The sequence below is a fragment of the Streptomyces hypolithicus genome, from assembly GCF_052934925.1.
Genome location: NZ_CM128811.1, coordinates 4385412 through 4402362, shown reverse-complemented (window position 1 = coordinate 4402362; position 16951 = coordinate 4385412). Strand labels below are relative to the sequence as shown.

15 protein-coding genes and 1 pseudogene are annotated in these 16951 nt (G+C 67.9%); 6 read left to right on the top strand and 10 right to left on the bottom strand.

Annotated features, from left to right (window positions below; translation table 11 throughout):
* Positions 1-133: 133 nt before the first annotated feature.
* Together ACU6WZ_RS20800 and ACU6WZ_RS20795 are read left to right on the top strand one after the other, a co-directional pair.
* Positions 134-2086 carry an FAD/NAD(P)-binding protein gene (locus ACU6WZ_RS20800; RefSeq protein WP_447029612.1) on the top strand — a complete coding sequence of 651 codons (1953 nt, stop codon included), beginning with the start codon at positions 134-136 and terminating at the stop codon, positions 2084-2086.
* Positions 2087-2218: 132 nt separating this feature from the next.
* Positions 2219-2881, top strand: a complete 663-nt coding sequence (locus ACU6WZ_RS20795) for a DedA family protein (RefSeq protein WP_447029611.1) — start codon at positions 2219-2221, stop codon at positions 2879-2881.
* Between the two features lie 228 nt (positions 2882-3109).
* Here the strand turns inward: ACU6WZ_RS20795 and ACU6WZ_RS20790 are convergent, their stop codons facing one another.
* Positions 3110-3343, bottom strand: coding sequence for a DUF2277 domain-containing protein (locus ACU6WZ_RS20790; protein ID WP_447029610.1), 234 nt, complete (start codon positions 3341-3343; stop codon positions 3110-3112).
* Positions 3344-3487: 144 nt separating this feature from the next.
* On the opposite strand from ACU6WZ_RS20790, the gene ACU6WZ_RS20785 reads away from it, so the two are divergent.
* Positions 3488-4090 carry a hypothetical protein gene (locus ACU6WZ_RS20785; protein ID WP_447029609.1) on the top strand — a complete coding sequence of 201 codons (603 nt, stop codon included), beginning with the start codon at positions 3488-3490 and terminating at the stop codon, positions 4088-4090.
* Positions 4091-4100: 10 nt separating this feature from the next.
* Here the strand turns inward: ACU6WZ_RS20785 and ACU6WZ_RS20780 are convergent, their stop codons facing one another.
* From ACU6WZ_RS20780 to ACU6WZ_RS20770, 3 genes are all read right to left on the bottom strand, one after another.
* Positions 4101-4508 carry a hypothetical protein gene (locus ACU6WZ_RS20780; RefSeq protein WP_447029608.1) on the bottom strand — a complete coding sequence of 136 codons (408 nt, stop codon included), beginning with the start codon at positions 4506-4508 and terminating at the stop codon, positions 4101-4103.
* A gap of 155 nt (positions 4509-4663) precedes the next feature.
* A complete protein-coding gene (locus ACU6WZ_RS20775; protein ID WP_447029606.1) occupies positions 4664-5038 on the bottom strand; it encodes an ATP-binding protein in 375 nt (124 codons plus the stop codon).
* A gap of 484 nt (positions 5039-5522) precedes the next feature.
* Complete coding sequence (locus tag ACU6WZ_RS20770) at positions 5523-6446, bottom strand: MurR/RpiR family transcriptional regulator (protein ID WP_447029605.1); 924 nt, start codon at positions 6444-6446, stop codon at positions 5523-5525.
* Positions 6447-6653: 207 nt separating this feature from the next.
* Here ACU6WZ_RS20770 and ACU6WZ_RS20765 point away from each other — a divergent pair.
* Positions 6654-6779: pseudogene (locus ACU6WZ_RS20765) on the top strand (ABC transporter permease); the annotation flags it as partial.
* A 21-nt stretch (positions 6780-6800) separates the two neighbouring features.
* Here ACU6WZ_RS20765 and ACU6WZ_RS20760 read toward each other — a convergent pair.
* The 6 genes from ACU6WZ_RS20760 to ACU6WZ_RS20735 form a co-directional block, all read right to left on the bottom strand.
* Positions 6801-8549 carry an ATP-binding SpoIIE family protein phosphatase gene (locus tag ACU6WZ_RS20760; protein ID WP_447034166.1) on the bottom strand — a complete coding sequence of 583 codons (1749 nt, stop codon included), beginning with the start codon at positions 8547-8549 and terminating at the stop codon, positions 6801-6803.
* Positions 8550-8921: 372 nt separating this feature from the next.
* Positions 8922-10331 (bottom strand): IS4 family transposase, encoded by a 1410-nt coding sequence (locus ACU6WZ_RS20755; protein WP_447029603.1) that lies wholly within the window; start codon positions 10329-10331, stop codon positions 8922-8924.
* A 267-nt stretch (positions 10332-10598) separates the two neighbouring features.
* Complete coding sequence (locus tag ACU6WZ_RS20750; RefSeq protein WP_447029602.1) at positions 10599-10799, bottom strand: hypothetical protein; 201 nt, start codon at positions 10797-10799, stop codon at positions 10599-10601.
* Between the two features lie 207 nt (positions 10800-11006).
* Positions 11007-11663 carry an ABC transporter ATP-binding protein gene (locus ACU6WZ_RS20745; RefSeq protein ID WP_447029601.1) on the bottom strand — a complete coding sequence of 219 codons (657 nt, stop codon included), beginning with the start codon at positions 11661-11663 and terminating at the stop codon, positions 11007-11009.
* Positions 11664-11703: 40 nt separating this feature from the next.
* Entirely contained in the window at positions 11704-13803 is a 2100-nt protein-coding gene (locus ACU6WZ_RS20740; protein WP_447029600.1) for a bacteriocin-associated integral membrane family protein, read from the bottom strand.
* Between the two features lie 167 nt (positions 13804-13970).
* Complete coding sequence (locus tag ACU6WZ_RS20735) at positions 13971-14264, bottom strand: lactococcin 972 family bacteriocin (protein ID WP_447029598.1); 294 nt, start codon at positions 14262-14264, stop codon at positions 13971-13973.
* Between the two features lie 464 nt (positions 14265-14728).
* Between ACU6WZ_RS20735 and ACU6WZ_RS20730 the strand changes: the two genes are divergently transcribed.
* Both ACU6WZ_RS20730 and ACU6WZ_RS20725 read left to right on the top strand, forming a co-directional pair.
* Positions 14729-16183, top strand: a complete 1455-nt coding sequence (locus ACU6WZ_RS20730; RefSeq protein ID WP_447029597.1) for a glycosyltransferase family 39 protein — start codon at positions 14729-14731, stop codon at positions 16181-16183.
* A 315-nt stretch (positions 16184-16498) separates the two neighbouring features.
* Positions 16499-16945, top strand: a complete 447-nt coding sequence (locus tag ACU6WZ_RS20725) for an aminoglycoside phosphotransferase family protein (RefSeq protein WP_447029596.1) — start codon at positions 16499-16501, stop codon at positions 16943-16945.
* The last annotated feature ends 6 nt before the right edge of the window (positions 16946-16951 follow it).

The window sequence follows — 16951 nt, the reverse complement described above, 5'->3', positions numbered from 1 at the left end:
CCGCCCCGCGTGATCCTTCCCACAGCGGGGCGGGAGCTCCCTGCCAGGGCTACGACTTCCCGCACTCCCCCGGCATGATGATGCGGACCCTCCGCTTCCCGCGCACGCCCCGCACGCCCCGGGAGTCACCGTCTTGTCCGCAGTGCACCAAGCCCTCGCCCTCGTGGGCGCCGGCCCCCGCGGCACCAGTGCGCTCGAACGGCTCTGCGCCTCCGTGCCCGCGCTCGCGCCGCAGACCCCGCTGACGGTGCACGTCGTCGACCCCGCACCGCCCGGCGCCGGCCAGGTCTGGCGGACCGGCCAGTCCGCCGAACTCCTCATGAACACGGTCGCCTCACAGGTCACCCTGTTCACCGACGCCAGCGTCGCCTGTGAAGGCCCGATACGCCCCGGCCCGAGCCTGTACGAATGGGCCGCCTCCGGCGCGCCCGGAACAGCCCCCGCCGACACCGGGCTCGGCCCCGACGACTACCCCACCCGCGCCTGCTACGGCCGCTACCTGGAGTGGGTCTTCCAGCACGTGGTGCGCGACGCGCCGCGGTCCGTCACCGTTCGCGTGCACGCCGCCCGCGCCGTCCGTCTCCAGGACGCACCCGACTCCACCCAGACCCTCACCCTCGACAACGGCGAAACCCTCACCCGCCTCGGTGCCGTCATCCTCACCCAGGGTCACCTCCCGTCCCATCCCGCGCCGTCGGACACACACCTCTCCGCGTACGCCGCCCAGCACGGCCTCCGTCACCTGCCGCCCGCCAACCCGGCCGACCTCGGCCCTGCCCTCTCCGCCCTCGGGCCCGGCGAACCCGTGATCCTCCGCGGCCTCGGCCTCAACTTCTTCGACCACATGGCCCTGCTGACCTCGGGACGCGGCGGCACCTACACCCGGGACACCCGCTCACCCCACCGCACCGGCCTCGTCTACCGCCCGTCCGGCCGCGAGCCGCGCCTGTACGCCGGGTCGCGGCGCGGCGTACCCCACCAGGCGCGCGGCGACAACGCGAAGGGCCCGTACGGCAGGCACGAGCCGCTCCTCCTCACCCCGCCGGTGATCGCGGCGCTCCGCGCCCGCGCCGACACGGGCGATCCGCCGGACTTCCTCGGCGAGATATGGCCCCTGGTCGCCAAGGAGGTGGAGACGGTCTACTACGAGGCCCTGCTCGGCCCCGCCGCACACCACCCCGCCGCCTTCCGCTCCCGCTTCCTCGCCACCCCCCACCGCAGCGCGCAGGAGGCCGAAGTACTGGCCGATTTCGGTGTCCCGCACGGCGAGCGCTGGTGCTGGGACCTGACCGCGCGCCCGTACACCGGACGCACCTTCCGCGACCCGGCCGACCACCGCGCCTGGCTGCTGGACCACCTGCGGCAGGACGCCGCGCACGCCGCGCTCGGCAACGTCGCGGGCCCGCTCAAGGCCGCGCTCGATGTACTGCGCGACCTCCGCAACGAACTGCGGCAGATCGTGGACCACGCCGGCCTGCCGGGTGCCTCGCGCCGCGACCATCTCGACCGCTGGTACACGCCGCTCAACGCGTTCCTCTCGATCGGGCCGCCGCGCCGCAGAATCGAGGAGATGACCGCCTTGATCGAGGCGGGCGTACTCGATGTGATCGGCCCCCGGGCGACCGTGACGACGGAGGGCGGAAGGTTCGTCGCCTTCTCCCCCGACGTGCCGGGCTCGGCCGTCGCGGCCGACGCGCTGGTCGAGGCTCGGCTGCCGGAGCCCGATCTGCGGCGTACGTCAGACGAGTTGCTGGCACGGCTGCTGAAGACCGGCCAGTGCCGTCCGCACACCGTCGACGGGTACGAGACGGGCGGCCTCGACGTCACCCGCCGTCCGTATCACCTGATAGACCGTCAAGGGCGGGTGCACGCACAGAGGTTCGCGTTCGGCGTGCCGACGGAGGGCGTGCACTGGGTGACCGCGGCCGGTGCCAGGCCGGGAGTGGACTCGGTGACGCTGACCGACGCCGACGCGGTGGCGCGCGCCGCACTGCGGGTGGCGGCAGCGGTGACGGCCGTGGGTGTGGGCGTACGTACGACGATGCCCCTGATCGGCCCCCCGGCCGGGGACCGCACGACGCTCTGAGAGTCCTTGAAGTCCCCCACGCGCCCCTGCCCGATCTCCCCCATTTGGGCGGGCGTACGCTGTATGGCTGTACAGCCGCCCCTGCCGCTCCCCTGCGACGTCGCGGCGTTGTTCACGAATCGGGGAGTCACGTTGCTGGAAAGTGTGGGGGCCCTGACCGGGAGCCCATGGATCTACGCGGTCGTCGCGCTGTCCGTCGTCCTGGACGTCTTCCTGCCGGTGCTGCCCAGCGGTGTGCTGGTGATCACCGCGGCCACAGCGGCGGCCGCCGGTTCCAGCACAGCCGCCGGCGCCGGCCAGGTCGCGCAACAGGTGCCCGACATCCTCGCGCTGCTGGTGTGCGCGACCACCGCGTCCGTTCTGGGTGACCTGGTGGCGTACCGCCTGGCCTGGCGCGGCGGCGAACGACTGGACCGCGCCATCGCCCGCTCGCGCCGCCTGACCACCGCGCAGGAACGTCTCGGCACGGCACTCAGCCGCGGCGGCGGCATCCTCGTCGTCATCGCCCGCTTCGCTCCCGCCGGGCGCTCCGTCGTGTCCCTGGGCGCGGGAGCCGCACACCGGAAGGTGCAGGAGTTCCTGCCGTGGTCGGCCCTGGCCGGTGTGGCGTGGGCGTGCTACAGCGTGGGCCTCGGCTACTTCGGCGCGCAGTGGCTGGGCGCGACGTGGCTGGGCGCGGCGGTGTCGGTGCTCGCCCTGTTCGCGGCGGGCTCCCTGGCGGCCCTGTTCGTACGCCGCCCGGCCCCGGCGCCCACTGCCGCCGCCCCGGCTGCCCCGGCCCCGGCCGGCCTCTAGTGCCGCGACCGGCAATGTTTGCCCCATAAGGAGCGTCGTCCAGTGCGTGCGATCGCAAGGCGGCCGGAAGTCCTTGGATGGGGTCTCCCCTGCTCGAACGAAGTTGAGAGCTTGGGGAAGGAGCTACCACGGCTTTTGGCCAACGCGGCGAGCGTGCGTGCTGGGCGGCCCGACGGGGCAAAGCTTGCCGGGGAGTGGCACTAGCGGGCTGACCGTCCTGCGCCCGCCTCAGGCGCGGCTGCTCTGCTTCACCGCCCCGCGGACCTCGATCCCGTCGAGCAGCTTCCTGGTGGCCTCGGCGACCTCGGCGACGGCCTGGTCGAACACGTCCCGGTTGTGCGCGGCCGGGGCCCGGAAACCGGAGACCTTGCGTACGTACTGCAGGGCCGCCGCGCCGATCTCGTCGTCGGTGGCCTCTTCGGGGATGGCGGGCGGACGGAGGGTCTTGATGCTGCGGCACATACTTCGACCGTAACGCCGACCGCGCCGACTGCGCCCCCGTGCGGAGGAAACGAAGCGGTGCGTGGTCTCCTCCGTGTGGGGAGTGGTAACACCACCTGGGAGACCCACCGCCCACCCCGAGCCGCCCCGAGCACCGGAGACGCCGTGAACAACCCTTCCCGTACCGCGCACACCGTCGTCCCGGCCCTGCTGGCAGCGCTGCTGATCGGGACGCTGAGTGGGTGCGGCGCCGACACCAGCGGCAGCGGCCGCGCCAGTACCCCCTCGGCCTCGCCCAGCACATCCGAACCCGGCCCGTCCGAACCCAGCCCGTCCGAACCCGGCGCCTCCGGCTCCGCCAGCCCGTCCACCGGCGCGACGGAGTCCGCGAGCCCGCCCAGCCGAGAGGACCTCGACGAGTCGGTGTCCGCGGAGACCGCCCGGGTCCAGGCCTCCGCGTCGGCGGCCCTGCGCGACGTGCCCGACGAGGGCAACGCCATGGACGACGTGTCGCAGGGCGGCGTCCCCACCGAACGCACCGACGGGCTGCGTGCCGCGCTGGTCAGCGTGACGAACAGTACGGACAGGAGCGCGTTCTACTCGGTGCGGGTCGACTTCGCCGACTCCGCCGGCAAGACCGTCGACTCCGTCGTGCTGGGGTTCGACGACGTGAAGCCCGGTGAACGGGCCGAGCGGTACGCGATCAGCAAGAAGGCGGCCGGGCAGAAGACCTTCCCGAAGATCGTCAAGGCCCAGCGCGCCCAGTGACAACAGCTTCTCAACCCGCCAATCCGCGCCGGCGGGGGCTTCGGGCGCCGACGCCGGCGCCGGCCTGGAGCGCCTCGGAGATGAGGCGGACACCGCGGGCGAGGCGGCTGAGCTGCTCCAGCTCGACGGCGTACAGCTTGATGGTGTTCTCGATGACCGCCTCGGAGACGCCGAAGGCGGGCAGTTCCGCCCGGCAGGTCTGCAACGCGGTGCGCACGGCGCGGGCCTCGTGCTCGATCTGGATCTGGACATGGCGGGCCAGGAGTACGTGGTGGCGGGTGAGCGTCGAGTAACCGGCGTAGCGGGCCGGCAGGAGGTCACGCAGCCATCGGGCCGCCGAGCGTTCCCAGTCCGGGCTGCCGGCGGTCTTGACCTGGCAGGGCCAGTCGGGGCTGATCGAGGAGAGGGTCGGGGACATCGTTGTCGCTCCGGGAGGTTGATGTCGGGATTACGGGCGGCCCTGGCCCAGGGGTAGACCAGGGCCGCCATGGGCGTCCGCCGGGGAAAGCGGAGTGCCCGTACGGAACACCCGTGAGCGGCGTGAGGAGGAGGGCGCCGCTGTGGGGTGTCCGGTCATGTGGTCGGTCTGGCGGTCCGCACCGCCGGTGTGCGCTCGATGCGGTAGACCGCGCGGACATGGGTGGCATCGACGGTCGTCGTACTGTCGAGCGACAGTGCGAGAGAGCAGACGATGCCGAGGCCGCGGCCGCACTCGCCGTCGGGGGACGCGGGCGGGCGCTCCTCGGGGCACGGCGGATCTCCATAGTCGGTGACCTGGATGCTCAGGTCCGTTGCGGACAGACCAAGGCTCACCGTCATGTCGGCGCGCCCGTGCACCGCGGCGTTTCCCGCCAGTTCACCGACGATCAGCAGGCTCCAGTGCTGGTCGTCCTCGGTCAGCCGCCACGCACTGAGGCAGGCGGCGGCGTGACGCCTGACGGCGGACACGTGAAGCCTGTGCGCGGGCGCCGAAATGACGGCCACCCGTCGCTTTCCCGCCGGGTTGCCCGACCGGGTCTCCGCCGAGGCCTGTGCCGAGGCCTGTGCCGGTGCCGGGGCGGCAAGGGCCCGGCCGGGGTTGAGCCGGGGTGGAGTACCTGCGAGAGCCTTCGCGGCGGGAGCCGGGCGGCGTACCGGCCTCTGCTGAATCCTGCGATGTGCGCCGCGCATGGCGGGTGAAGGCATCGATTGCATGGGACGGACCGTCGGCTTTTCGTCGGTGAGGGGGGTGGGGGCGGCCAGCGCCTCCTGCGGCATTGGGCAGCCACACGCAGTAAACATATATACCGTCGAGTACGCAAGGGTATGAAAAAATTCATACTCTCCGTCGAATGCCGGGGCGTTTTCCGTGAGCGGCACCACAGACAGCACGGTGGGGCCCCGTCGGCGGGTACCTGCGCGGGGCCCGACGCCTCCGAAGACCAGACCCTGATCAGTCCTCGAGGAAGAAGTCGTGCTGCTCCGCGACCTGCTCGTATTTCTCCAGCCGCACTTGCGTACGTACGGGATCGGCGTCGGCCATGGCCTGGAGAACGGCTGCGGACAGCACACCGGGTGCCGAGTACGAGTCGAACACAAGACGGGAGCCCGTGCCCGCTGTGAGCGCCACATCGGCCTCGTCCACGAGCGCGCCCAGGGTCAGATCGGTGATCAGCGCGACGCGCAGCCCCGTGCTGCGGGCGGCCTGCATCGCCGCCAGGGTCTCGTTCGCATGCCGCGGCATGCCGAACGCGACCACCCAGGTCCCGCCGGCCTCCCGCGACTGCAGCAGCGCGTCGTAGGCAACGCTGCCCCCGCGGGTCACCAGCCGCACATCGGGGTGGATGCGCCGGGCGGCGTACGCGAAGTACTCGGCGAGCGAGACCGAGATCCGCAGCCCCAGCACCGTCAGGGGCAGCGACTGGGCCAGGTCACGCCCGATGCCGAGGATGTGGTTGGGGTCGGCGAGCGTGCGGCGCAGACTCTCCAGATTCTCGATCTCGGCGTCGACGGCCGCCTGGAGCTCGTTACGGCGGATCTCCTCGCGGGTCTCGGGCGAACCGGCCACCGAGCTGAGCGCGATGGGCTGCAGCGCCTCCCGCAGGGCGGGGAACCCGCTGAACCCGAGCGAGGCCGCGAACCGCGTCACCGACGGCTGGCTCACCCCGACCCGCTCGGCGAGGTCGGTGATCGACAGGAAGGCGGCCTCGGTGAGGTGATCGACGATGTACTGGGCGATACGCCGCTGCCCGGGGGAGAGACGGTGACCGTCGAAGAGCGCCAGCACCCGGTCCGTGGGCGCCGCCTCCCCGTCCGGTGCGTGCGGCCCCGGCGTGATCGCAGACGCCCGTGCGCGAGCCTGCTGCCTTGATGGCACCGGCGTGCCTCCTTCTCGTCCCACTCCGCTCAACATAGCCCACCGTCTGCGATCACAACCTGGACGTCCGGCCGGGCGGGGCGGTGCGTGCGCCGGGGGGCCAGGCGTGGCAGCGGTATCGGCTCGCAGCGGGAGCAGTGCCATCAGTGCGGCGGCACAGGCCGCGGCCGCCGACGACAGACTGACCGACCTCGGTGCGGCGGAGGACTCACCCGCCCCTACCGGGCGCAGGCACCTGTGGTGAACGTCGCCGCCGCCGTCCTCGTGCTGCTGCCGGTCGTCCCGATCCATCTTGCCCAGCGGCTGTCGTCCGACACGGCCGCCGGCAGCAGGAATCTGACCGCTCCGCAGCGCTCAGGTGTCGGGGATGTCCTGCTCCGCCCAGACGAGCTTGCCGCCCGGGATACGGCACGCGCCCCAACGGCGACACAGCATGTTGACCAGCTGCAGGCCACGGCCGCCCTCGTCGCTGAGGTCGGTGTGCTGGATCTGTGGCAGGTCGGGGCCGGTGTCGGACACCTCCACCGCCAGGCGGTCGTGCCGCAGCAGCCGCAGTTGCCCGGGGCCCCCGCCGTAGCGCAGCGCGTTGCCGACCAGCTCGCTGACCACAAGTTCGGTCACGTCGGTCACCTCCGTCAGCTGCCAGTGACTCAGCCGTTCGCGGACCAGCTCGCGCGCGATGCCGGCCGCCGTGCCGTCGCCCGGCAGCTGCCACACGTGTACGTCCGTGTCCGGGGAGGGCGCCCGGGTCGATGCGATGACGACGACCGCCTCGTCGAGGCGGTTGTGCGGCTCCGGGCCGGCGGCGCACAGGGTCTGGGCGTCCAGCGTGCCGGGCCCCATGCCGGTCACGGAGAGCAACAGACGCTCCAGCTGGGTGTCGAGGTCGTCGGTTCGGTTCTTGACCAGACCATCGGTGAACAGGATCAGACGGCTGCCGGCCGGCACGGTCAGCCGGATCGGGTCGTAGGGGACGATCCCCGCTCCCAGTGGTGCCCCGGCGGGCACGTCCACGTACTCGGCGGTACCGTCCGCGCCCATCAGCAGCGGGGGCAGGTGTCCGGCCCGGGCCAGGGTGTAGCTGCCGTCGGCCGGGTCGTGCACGGCGCACAGGCAGGTGGCGACCTGGTCCTCCTCGAGGTCGCGAGCGATCATGTCGAGCCGGGCCAGCATCCGCTCGGGAGCCATGTCCAGCGACGCAATGAGGGCACGCGCCACGGTACGCAGCCGTCCCATCGTCGCGGCGGCGGGCAGGCCGTGCGCCATGACGTCGCCGACGAGCAGGGCGGTACGGCCGCCGGGCAGCGCGACCACGTCGAACCAGTCGCCGCCCACCCCGCCGGGGTCCGCGGTCGGCGCGTAGCAGGTGGACACCTCCAGGCCCGGTGTGTGCGGCACCCCGCGGGGCAGCAGGCTGCGCTGCAAGGAGACCACGTGCTCGCGTTCCCGGCCGTACAGACGGGCGTTGTCGACGAAGACGGCCGCCTTGGACGCGAGCTCGACAGCCAGTGCTAGGTCCGTACGGGTGAACGGAGGGCGCCCCCCGGCGCGGAGGAAATCGGCGGCCCCCAGCAGCACCCCGCGGGCGACCAGCGGCACCACCATGTAACTGTGCACGCCGGCCTTGCGGAGCTGGGCTGCGGCGCGCTTGCTGGGAGCGATCCGTACGAACTCCTCCGGCCGGACCCTGCCCAACAGGATGGGCTTGCGCGTCATGATGCACTGCATCGCCAGGAGGGCGTCGGTGCTGGTGATCTCCCCGACAGGATCCGGTTCCAGGTTCGCCAGGTCGTCGATCATCGCCACGGCCATGGCCCGCAGGGCGGGCAGGTCCGGGCCCATCCACCGCTCGCCCTCCTCGCCACCGAGCACCGACTCCAGCAGGTCGACGGCCGCGCCGTCGGCGAGGTCCGGGACGGTGAATTCCGCGAACTCCCGGGCCGTCTGCTGCAGGTCCAAGGTGGTTCCGATACAGGTGCCGGACTCGTTCAGCCAGGCCAGATGGTCCCGGGTGGGCCGCCGCGCGACAGCCGCCCGGGGACCGCCGCCCCCGCCCCGGCGGGCGCGGGCCGAACCGGACCCCAGGAGGCGGCGCCGGGCCATGCTGCGGTTGTTCGCCACCGACCCGACCACCCTTCGACCAACGAATGCCGACACCACCAGTGTGGCTCCCTTCACGGCCGCTCCGCAGCGCGCGGCGGAGGCGCACGGCGGAGTCGATCTCGCAGAGCCACTGTCAGTGGCCGGGTGAAGACGCTGCGAGATCCGAGGCAACGACGTCCGGGAGGTGTCGGCATGACCTCCGACGTACTGCTTACCGCGGGCACACGCAGCGTTCTCGTCGAGGTCAGCCAGCGCGGTGACGGCCGTGTCCGGGCGCACGGTGCGCGGTCTCGGCGAGGCTTCGGCGCAGTCCAAGTCCTATGGCGCCGATTCGAAGATCATCCATGGTCTTTTGCGTCAACACCGTTGCGTTTACCTCCGTGAGCGGTTCGCAAGCCCGTGTTCGAAGAACGTGACGGTGGTGTGGACGGTGTAGTGCTGGCTGGTCGTGGGGTGTTGTCCGGCGTTCGGTCCGTACTTGCTGGTGGGGTTCTTGCGGGTGCGGGCCTTGACGCGGTGTCGGTGGCGGGCGGGGTGAAGAGCGTCGAGGACGGCCCGGCCGATGGGGCCGATGAGCTCGGCGGGACCCGCCGGGGGCAGGATTGCGGTCGCGGTGGTGACGGTGTCGGCGGCGGTGGTCTGCAGGACGGTGAAGCTGATGCGGTCCATGTCCAGGCCGGGCCGGGTGCAGGCGGTGTCGGCGGCGGCGCGGATCAGTGCCTGGTAGGTGGTGAGCAGGGCGTATACCTCCTGGTCGAGGCCGGTCAGGCTGCGGGAGCGCAGGACACGGCCGTCCAGCATGGTGGCCTTGATCGAGAAATACGTCGTCTCCGACTGCCACCGCTCGTGGTAGAGATCCACGAGCCCGGCGGCTGGGTGGGCGGCCGGGTCGAGGAGGCTGGTGAGCAGGCGCCATTGCTCGGTGCGGACGGTGCCATCGGCCAGGGTCACGGTGACGGACGCCTCGATGACGCGGACGGTCAGCAGGACGGGCAGGACACCGTAGCCGATCCGGGCCAGGTAGGAGCCGTCACCCAGGTGCCGGAAGGGGGTGGGTATCCGGCGGGCGGAGGAGCGCACCAGGAACTGGGCGTCGGTGGCCTGGACGTCCCGGACGAACTCGTTCGCATCGAAGCCGGCATCGGCCAGCAGGAGCATCGTGCGGTCCAGCATGCTCAGCAGGCGTCCTGCATAGGTGAGTTCGCCGTCACTCTCGGGGCCGAACGCAGCGGCCAGCACGGCACGGGTGCCGCACTCGACCAGGACCACGAGTCGCAGCAGCGGGTAGCCGAACTCCACACTCTCGCCCGCTCGTTTGGGATAGCGCCAGGTGAGCGCCTCCTCATCCGGTACGTGCAGCAAGGTGCCGTCCACGGCCACGGTCCGAAGCCCTCGATAGAACGAACCGGCCTGCCCGAGATGGGCGACGGGTCCGGCGAGAACCTCGAACAGCCGCCGCAGCGGCGCCGCCCCTATCCGCCGCCGGGCCCTGGACAGCGAGGAGACCGCCGGACGCACCAACGGCAGTCCCTCCAGCCCCGCCGTCAGCTTGCCCCACACACCCCGATAGGAACAGTCCTCGAACAGAGCCAGCGCGAGGACGAAGTAGACCACGACCCGGGACGGCAGCAGCCGCAGTCGCCTCTCCCGTGACCCGGTCTCCTCAATCACCGCGTCCACCAGCACGAAGTCCACGATCTGGGTCAACTCGCCCAAGTGACCCGGCGCGTACACACCCCCGGCCGCCTCGACCGTACGCGTGATGACAGACTTCTCCTGCAACGGGACTCCCGATGATCTTCTTGCTCGACACAAGCTGATCTATCAGGACGTCCCGTTGCGCCATTCCCCAGGGCTTGACCTGCGACTCTAGACGCAAACGCAACGGTGTTGTCTTTTGCGTCCTCCTGGCTGCCAATGTCCCAGGGGCGAGGCTTGCGCGCATCTCGCATCGCCCTCGACGCCGGTCGAGGCGGGCAGGAGCTATGCAATCAGCATGATCGACAATGCTTACAACGCATGCTGGCCGACCGCACCAGTGGCTGATGGTCACACCCTGGTGGGGGGATCAGGCCGCGGCCTGGTGGTCTGCGGGGTGCGTGCGACCAGCTCGCTGACCCGCCGCGCGGAACTCGTCCACCGCTGAAGTGCAGTAGCGGGCGACGTGCTCTGCAGGGCCTGGCGCCCCGCGGCGGCGCGCTCGGGCTCGCCCACGTCGAACAGGGCAGCGGCCAGTCCGATCGAGTCCATCGCCCAGACCCCGCTCAAAGCCGGGGCGCGCAGGTCGAAGGCGGCTTGGAGATGCGTGCCGGCCTGCTGCCCGGGGTGTCCTTTCCCGTCAAGTGGAGTCAGAACAGACCTACCGATGGAGTCGGTTGTCACCGACGAAGCCAATCCGCCCCAACCCGCTGACATCGCGCCAGTTACAAACGCCCCCGCCAGGACAAAACGCGCGTTTCATGGCGAACCGACGAGAGATGAGCCGTGCACCGCGAACACGGCATCACATCGGTCACGGACACTGTCGTCGTGGGTCGCGATGACGACTGCACATCCGGCCTTACTCATCTCGCGAAGAACGCCGATGACCATCGTGCTGTTGACATCGTCGAGAGCACCGGTCGGCTCGTCTGCGAGAACCACGGTCGGCTGCTGGATCATAAGGCGGGCCAGAGCCACGCGCTGCTGTTCCCCTCCGCTGAGGTGGGAGATCCTCTCCCCCTCCCGCCCGACCAGACCGACGCGGTCAAGTACTTCAGCTACAGCCGTGCCGGCGCGCCGCTGCGACGACCGCCGCAGCTTGGCGACTACTTCCAGATTCTCTCGCACAGTCGCAGTCTCGATCAAGGCGTAGTGCTGAAACAGGTAACCGAGGGTATCGCGGCGGTACCGACGGATATCGCGCCGCCCGAAACGGGTGATGTCTTTCCCTTCATAACGGATTTCCCCCTTGTCCGGCCGCTCAAGCAGCCCGAGGCAGTTGAGGAGAGTTGACTTACCCGATCCGCTTGGGCCGACGAGGGCCAGCATCTCACCGCTGTTAACGGTGAAGCTGATATCGCGCCAGACGGTCCGGGCTCCGAAGGATTTCGATAGATTCTTTATATCGATCACAACGCACTCCGACTGATGGGGAATTCCATACTTGAGGGGATCATCCCTCGGCCGCTCCTTCTTTTATGATGCGACGGTGGAAGAAGGCAAGGGCGAGGAGGACGGCTACGAGTTCAAAGACGACAAGACCAGTGATGACGCAGATATCCAATGCGGTAATGTGAATAGCTTCGAAGGTGGCAGGCGCACCGGCCGCAGCGAGCTTATTCAATTCATGATTCTGCTGCCACGCCTCGAAAGGAATTCTGCTGGCAAAAATAATTGCAATTGCCACCTCTACGGCAAGTATGAAGCGATGGGTAGCAACATACCTCCAGCCGCTAATGTGCTGCACGAAGATACTTTGTGCATTCTTTCGCGAGTAAATAATGCACACACCTGCACCTGCGACAAGAAGCACTATCATGGCGACGATGAGGTTGAATATCTGCAGTCGAAATTTATTCGATGCTTCCCTGAGGTCCAATGCGGCTTTCTGTCCGACCGGGCTCACGGAACTCACATAGTTTTGCAGTTTTTGCGCCTTGATGCCATTCAGTGCATCGTTGGGGTCAGGAAATACTATGCCCCCCTGAGTGGCGAATGTTGCATAGGCGTCGTTCGTGAGGAACGATCCATTGGGGACGATGACAAGGACCGGGTCGCGCACCAGGGATCTATCCTCGTCCGCACTGTGTGCCGCGTTGTAAACGTTGATTCCGGTGTTGTAACCGAAAACGCGTTGTCCCGTCTTGCTCGTGAGTGTTTCGAGCGGGACATTCCGGCTGAGATGTGGGTCAATTATCTGAGAAGCCGCTTTGGTGATGTCCGGTGCGTGCGAGGTGAGAGATTCAGGAACGATGACCCTGACCGGACTCGGGTTCGGCTTCTTGCCGTTCCGGGAAGTCGCAGAATAACGTCGGCCAGTCAGGTCGATAACCGACTGTTCGTCGAGATAGGTGTCGTTGACGATGAGTATCTCACCGGCCGGCAGATGTGCTTCGGGGGTGGACACCTGAAGATCTCTGCGCCCGGAAACAATGACCTCACCGCGTTCGTCGGCCTGACGTAGCCACGGCCCCACCCGCTTATCCAACTGGTCAATTTGCATGGCAAATGCACCATTGAGACGAATCGAGACCGCATCGCCGACAGTGTCGTAGATTTCTCGGTTCTCCTGGCGTGTAAGCACATCCCTGGCCGCGAAGCTGACATTCGCGGCAATGCTGAGGGCGAGCAGCAGAGCGGGGATACGCACCAGGTACACGCTGATGGATGCCGCCCGTGAAGGCAGTTCGCCCTTGAGGGCAGGCAGCACGTCGACCTTGTAAGTCAGGGCGAGCACGGCCGCATGGGTGGCCAGGACCAGGACGACGAGCAGGATGGCGATCACAGCAGCCACCGAGGTGAACAGCCCCAACCAGGCGAAGCCGTTGTAGAGGCCGAGGAAGCCCAGCGTGGCAGTCACCACGATGCCGATCGCTGCCAGCCAGGACACTGTCAGCTGCCGCAGGTCACGGAGGAGGATGCCCGTGAACGACATCCCCTGCATCCGAAGGACTGCATATGTTTTCACATTGAGCAGTACGCTCGCGCCGGTCATCGTCAGCGCAGCGAGGGCGACTACGCAGAAGGCCCGGAACAAGGGGTCGTCCGTGTATGTTCTGGACAACTCGTCGTACGACAGAGGGTGCGTGACGCTTGCGACCATGCCGAGGTCATTGAAATCGGCCACCAGGGCATCGGCTGCCTCAGACGATCCGAACACGTAGTACGAGCCGCGCGGATCCTGATATCCGATCTCCGATGTCGGATGTACGCGCGTTTCATATTTCTTGCTGAACGCCGGATAGCCCTTGTGTAGCCATGACGCCGTCATCGAGTCGGCGCTGCCCGGGGCCAAGTACAGATGCCGACGCCCGTCGGGGTTCTTCAAATCGGGCACTTCGCGACCTACTGCGACCCCGTGCTCGGTCGCGAACGACTCGACAAGTCGGACGGCTTGAGCAGCGCTCACCGAATCGTCCGAGTCGAGCACAGTAACCAGAGCCGAGTTTCCCAGAACCGTGCCCTCATCCAGCCCCCGCAGGAACAGAAACCCCAGTACCACGGAGAAGGCCAAAATGGCGGCGTGGACGAATCGTATACCTCGGTGCAGCATCGGTTACCTAGGTTGAGGGCGCTCGGGGAGCACGCGTCCGAATAGGCTCAAGCTCTGAAAGAGCAGCTGTGAGGGCGAGAGGTACTCGCCCTCACAGCTGACTTGAGCTAGGCATGTTGGAGCGGCGCCACTCACGATTGCCATAACTCAGGTTTCGACCAGAAGAACTAGCAGCTCGGGTCGTAGTAGTAGTTGATGCTGCCGCCGTTCTTGGACCCCGAGGCCAGGGACCAGGAGCCCGGCGACGTGCAGCCGCTCCTGGAAAGCTGGCCGCCGATCGACACCGAGGAAGCGTGGTAGTTCGCCGAGTGCTTGTAGTTCGACCACGCCGTGTTGGCGCCCGAGCTGTAGCTCCACGTGCCCCCAGCGACATTGACGGTGGTCGCCAGCGCGGGAGTGGCCGCGGCGAGGACGAGGCCCACCGTCGCGATGGCCGCCTTGAACCCAGTTCGCTTGTTCATGAATGCTCCCCTTTTCATCATGATCTTGTTCGTGAACAAAAGAAATCATGTACGGAGGGCAGCCAAGGTTCAACCCTGAGCGCATGTGATGAGAGAACTTTATGATGCATGCAACTACGCTCGCGCCGGCTGGCGTTAACGGTGCTGGAGTGATCCCGTCAAGGGATCGAAGTGCACTTCTGACTGCAAGGAGCGCACCTTCAGGCCAAGCTGGCCATTATGCGACCTAGGCATGGGAATGGTTTCAGCCATTGGGCATGATTCCGGCCAGGGAGAAGGAACAAGTTGCCACTGCGATGGCATCCTTGAGCGCGCTGGATTTCAACAGGCCGCGCACCACGGGACTAGCCGTAACACCCCTCCGCCACTCCGAGCTGCCCAACAGCTTCTCCAGAATCTCTCCTTCATGTCCGAGGACCGCACACCCGCTCGTCGCACCGCTATCCGAGGGTCTGAACACGTTGATGAAATCCCCAACCGCCCCCCTGCGTGACCGCGTTCTCGTCTGGCTGCTCCCGATGTCGTGGACTCTTGCTCTCGGCCTGTGGGGGCTGCCCCGGCAGGACAGCGTGTGGCGGGACGAAGCGGCAACCTGGCAGGTGGCCCAACGCTCCACGGCCGAGATATGGAACATGCTGGGGAACGTCGACGTCGTGCATGGGTGCTACTACCTACTCATGCACGGGTTGTTCGAATATTTCGGACCCAGCACCACAACCCTGCGGTTGCCCTCGGTGCTGGCCACAGGAGTGGCGGCGGCTTGTGTGGCAGTCATCGGCCACCGGCTGGCCGGGCTATGGGTGGGCCTGGCGGGGGGGCTGGCGTTCGGGGTTCTTCCGGCCGTCCAGTTCTATCTCCAGGAGGGTCGACCGTACGCACTGGTCGCGGCCGGAGCCGGGTTTTCGACCCTGCTGCTCGTGACCGCGCTCCAGGGGCGTGCCCAGATGCCGCACTGGGTCGCCTACGGCGGCACTGTCCTGGTATGCGGGCTGCTGAACTGGCTCTCGCTGATGATCCTGCCGGCGCACTTGATAACGCTGCTTTGGACGCGAGCCACGCTCCGGGTGTCTCTACGCTGGGGAACCGCCTCTGCGGCCGCTACGGCATGTGTACTGCCGCTGGTCCTTTTCAGTCACGGCCAGTCCGTACAAGTGTCATGGATCCCGCCGTTGACGTGGCACATGTTGATCGGACCGGCGATCCTTCTGCTGATCGGCGGCGTCGGAGCCGCACTAGATCGGCCCCGGGCAGGCCAGCTGTCGGTGGCAGCCGTCGGACTACCACTGCTGGCCGTGCCACAGCTCGGCCTCGTAGGCCTTTCCCTGATCCAGCCGCTGTTCTTGGACCGATACATACTCTTCAGCCTGCTGGGTCTGGCGCTGCTGATCGGTTCGATCATCGGCTCGGCGGTACAGGCAGCCAACCCCGGCTTCCCAAGAGCATCGAGGTGGATTCTCCCCGCAGTGGTCGCCCTCGCGATGATGGCACTGCTGCCGCAGTCGCTGGCCAAGCGCTCTCCGGCAAGCCGGGTAGACGATGTCCTGGCGGCGGCATCCGAAGTGCGGCGGATGAAGGAGCCCGGAAGTGCAGTGCTCTTCATCCCGTCCGCGCGGCGGGACACCAAATCCGTCTCCCCCAGCGCCTTTACCGGTCTGCGAGACATCGCTCTGGCACAGAGCCCGGAGAAGTCCGGAACACTAAAAGGTGTGGAAGCAGACCCGGATCAGATCCGTGCTGCGCTGCTTGCCCAGCAAAGGATCCTGCTGGTAACAGACGCATCTCAGGTGGCAAGACCGGTGACAGCCAAGCGGGACAGGTTGAAGACCTCCGTGCTGACGACGTACTTCACGGTGGTGGCGGACGAGCAGGTCCGTGGTCGGAGGGTGACGGCATATGAGCGACGCGCGGCAGCTCATTGACTCAGCTTGGCAGCGACGGGCAGCGATGCTCATCCCCGCAGGCCCTCTTGCCCGTTGCTTCAGACTCACCACGGCCATCACCGCCCGCGAGACCGCAGTGCCTGTTTTTGAACCTCGGGGAAGATCGGGTTCTCGGCGGAGCTGGCGGCAATCCTGGGACTCTCGGCGGTGCCGCTCCGTCGCTGCTGCGAGCATGCTGCGGTGATCCATGACCGCATTCGCGTTCCCGACTCTCTCGCCGCGTCTCATCGCACTTACTTTGGGGAGTCTGGACGGACATGGATCACTGCGCTTCCGGCCCTGGCCGAGGATTGCTTGGATCTGTGGAACCTGCGGCTGGATGGAACGCCTAGTAATGGTGCCGTCGCTCTGGTGCTTCCGGTCCTTCGGGAAGATGGCACACGGGCCGCGCTCAAGCTCCAACCGGTGGACGATGAGACCGGCGGTGAGCCCGCAGCCCTGAGATCGTGGGCCGGGCACGGTGCAGTCTCACTGCTGGAGGCTGATTCCCGTACCGGTGCGATGCTGCTGGAGCGGTTGGACGCCACCCGCTCGCTGAATGCCGTCGAAGACGACATGGCCGCCTTGCAGACTCTCTCCGAGATCCTGGCCTGCTTGGTTGCCGTTCCGGCTCCAACTGGACTACGCCGCCTGGCCGATGTCGCTGCCGCCGTCCTGGACCAGGGCCACTGCCGCACAGAAGAGGCTGGCCGACCCATCGGACCGACGCCTGCTCGAAGCCTGTGCCGTTTCCCTGCATGAGGTTCT